General features: G+C 50.1%; 3 protein-coding genes. All 3 read left to right on the top strand.

What is annotated here, in order from left to right; all coding sequences use genetic code 11:
* Window positions 1–686: metallophosphoesterase (locus ACJMLT_RS09080; protein ID WP_405729763.1), on the top strand; the 686-nt coding region annotated here is incomplete at its 5' end.
* A 79-nt stretch (window positions 687–765) separates the two neighbouring features.
* Window positions 766–1,920, top strand: a complete 1,155-nt coding sequence (locus ACJMLT_RS09085) for an MFS transporter (RefSeq protein ID WP_405729766.1) — start codon at window positions 766–768, stop codon at window positions 1,918–1,920.
* Between the two features lie 137 nt (window positions 1,921–2,057).
* Window positions 2,058–3,071 carry a deoxyguanosinetriphosphate triphosphohydrolase gene (locus tag ACJMLT_RS09090; RefSeq protein ID WP_405729769.1) on the top strand — a complete coding sequence of 338 codons (1,014 nt, stop codon included), beginning with the start codon at window positions 2,058–2,060 and terminating at the stop codon, window positions 3,069–3,071.
* The last annotated feature ends 90 nt before the right edge of the window (window positions 3,072–3,161 follow it).

A 3,161-nucleotide genomic window follows, 5' to 3' on the forward strand; every position in this document is an offset into this window, starting at 1 on the left:
TGGTGAAAAAGCTGGGCTATGAAAAAGGCGACGGCTGCTATGTTCACCCGGAGGGCAGAAAGCTGATCTCTGTGGGGGATGTGGCGGATAAGGGCCGCAGAAATCTGGATTGTCTGAATTTCTGGATCGATCAGGTCAACAACGGCGGTGCTTTCTGGGTGCACGGAAATCACTGCAATAAGCTGTATCGCTATTTCCTCGGAAATCGTGTGCATCTGTCCCATGGTCTGGAACATACGGTGGCAGAATTGGACAAATTGCCCAAAGAGGAGCGTATGGCTCTGCGCAGCCGCTATATGCGCTGTTACGAAAGCCAGTGCTTCTATCTTTTGCTGGACAGAAAAAAACTAGCCGTTGTGCATGGCGGTCTGCGGGCGGAAAATATCGGGAAATTTTCCAATAAGATCCGCACGGTCTGCCTGTACGGTGAAACCACAGGGGTTTTCGACGAAAACGGCAAGCCGGAAAGACTGGACTGGGCAGCGGAATATGATGGGGAGCCTTTTGTGGTCTATGGTCATACAGTGGTGGAAAAGCCAGAGATCATCAATAACACCGTGGATATCGATCAGGGGTGCGTGTATGGCGGCTACCTGACGGCACTACGCTATCCCGAAATGGAGTTTGTGCAGGTAAGAGGAAAAAAATACGCCGAATATAACGGCGGCGGAAAAGTACCTGAATAAGAAAATACAAAAGGAAAGCGATTTCACAGGCGTCTGTGGTATCGCTTTTATGATTTTTATGGAAGAAGGATTTTTTATTATGACACATTTGCTTTTGGCAGTCATTTATCTGGCGTTTATCGCGTTGGGTCTGCCCGATTCCCTTCTGGGAAACGGCTGGCCTGTGATGCATCAGGATTTTCATGTGCCCCTTTCCTATGCGGGCATTGTTTCTGTTATCATCGCTCTGGGCACTATCGTTGCCAGTCTTCTCAGTGAACGGATGACCAGAAGATTTGGTGCGGGGATGGTAACACTGGCAAGCGTTGCCCTGACGGCGGTAGGGCTGCTGGCCTTCTGCTTCAGCAATCATTTCTGGCAGCTCTGTTTCTGGGCCATTCCCTATGGTCTGGGGGCAGGCGGTGTGGATACGGTTCTGAACAATTATGTGGCACTCCATTACAGAAGTCACCATCTGAACTGGCTCCATGCCATGTGGGGCATCGGGGCGACCACAGGCCCCTTTCTGATGGGATGGTCTCTGGCGGGAAAATATACCTGGCATGGGGGCTACTTTGGCATTGGTGTGATACAGGTGGTCATTGTGATTTTGCTTTGTATCAGCCTGCCTTTATGGAAACAGGAAAAGGAAGAAGGAAAAGCAGAGACGGGAAAAAGCATTTCTTTTCGGGAAGTCCTTGCCATCAGAGGTTCCAAGGAGGTCATGACGGCCTTTTTCTGCTATTGCGCGCTGGAGCAGACCACAGGGCTCTGGGCGGCCAGCTATCTCGTATTCAAGGGTGGCCTTTCGGAGGACATGGCCTCCCGTTTTGCGGGGTTCTTTTTCATGGGCATTATGGTGGGCCGATTGATCAGCGGGTTTATGACCTTCCGTTTCAATGATGCCCAGATGATCCGCATTGGCTGTGTGGGCGTATTCATTGGTTTGATCGCAATCCTGCTGCCCTTCGGCGGTTTTTTTACGGTGTTCGGGCTGGTATTGCTAGGGGTGGGCTGTGCGCCCATCTATCCTGCCATCGTCCACTCCATTCCGGGGATCTTCGGGAAGGATCGGTCGCAGGCGGTCATGGGGGTGCAGGTGGCCGGGGCCTATGTGGGGCTGTGTGTGATGCCGCCTTTGTTTGGCCCCATTGCCAACCATATCAGCGTTGGGCTGCTGCCCGTTTATTTATTGATTCTGGCAGGGATTATGGCGGCAGGCCATGAAAAACTGCTGCGGGGCATGAAGGGATAAAACAGCACAGACATCTTCCTGTTTTGGCGGGAAGATGTCTTTATTTTTGCGGAAAAAAGAGGATTTTCCAGGGGGAAATCGTATATTTTAAGTAATAGGAGAAATTTGTACATTTGTACAATGAAGGAGGGAAAAGTATGGAATTACGTCTGTTTCAGGAAGAACTGGAAGAAAAAATGCTGGGGAAATATGCTGCCAAAAGTGTGTATACCAAAGGAAGACAGCGAGAGGAAGAAAAATGTGACCTGCGTACGGATTTTCAGAGAGACAGAGACCGTATCATCCATTGCAAGTCCTTCCGCAGAATGAAACATAAAACACAGGTATTTATCTCCCCCGAAGGAGACCACTACCGCACCCGACTGACCCATACGCTGGAGGTTTCTCAGATCGCCCGCTCTATTGCCAGAGCATTGCGCCTGAATGAAGACCTGACGGAAGCCATCGCTTTGGGCCATGATCTGGGGCATACGCCCTTTGGCCATGCAGGGGAACGGAAACTGGATGAACTCTGCCGTGACAGCGGCGGCTTTGCCCATAATGAACAGAGCCTGCGGGTGGTGGAACGACTGGAAAAAGACGGCCGCGGGCTGAATCTGACCTGGGAAGTCAGAGATGGTATTCTGAATCACCGTACCAGCGGCAGCCCTGCCACCTTGGAAGGAAAGATCGTGCAGCTTTCCGATAAGATCGCCTATACCAACCATGATATTGACGACGCCATCCGTGCAGGAATGCTGCGTCCCAGAGATATCCCCAGAGATATCGTTGCACTGATCGGCACGAAATCTTCCAGCCGCATCAATGCCATGATCCGAGACACCATCCAGAACAGCATGGATCGCAACGATATCAGAATGAGTTCGGAAATGAAAGGCGCATTGGGCAGCCTGCGCTCCTTTATGTTCCGTCAGGTTTATGCCAGCGATGTGGCCTTGGAGGAACATAAGAAGGCAGAAAAGATCGTCGGGGATCTTTTTGATTATTACATGGAATATCCCGAGGAAATGTCCGCAGAGTTTCAGATTCTGCTGAATGAAGGTGACCCTGTCCGTCAGGTGGTCTGCGATTATATCGCCTGTATGACAGACCGCTTTGCGGTAGCGAAGTATAACGAGCTGTTTATTCCCCGTGAATGGACAAAACTTTAAAATATAGGCACAAAGTTTGAAAAAGTCAAGGGATTTTTGAAAAAATTTTGTTCATACTAACAAAATGTATACAACCAAGAAGGATTTTCA

Origin of the sequence: Anaerotignum sp. (assembly GCF_045122575.1) — a bacterium.
Lineage (GTDB): Bacteria > Bacillota > Clostridia > Lachnospirales > Anaerotignaceae > Anaerotignum_A.

Excerpts from the sequence above, each read along its gene's own strand:
- ACJMLT_RS09085 (WP_405729766.1), top strand. The coding sequence starts at position 766 with ATGACACATTTGCTTTTGGCAGTCATTTATCTGGCGTTTATCGCGTTG.
- ACJMLT_RS09090 (WP_405729769.1), top strand. The coding sequence starts at position 2,058 with ATGGAATTACGTCTGTTTCAGGAAGAACTGGAAGAAAAAATGCTGGGG.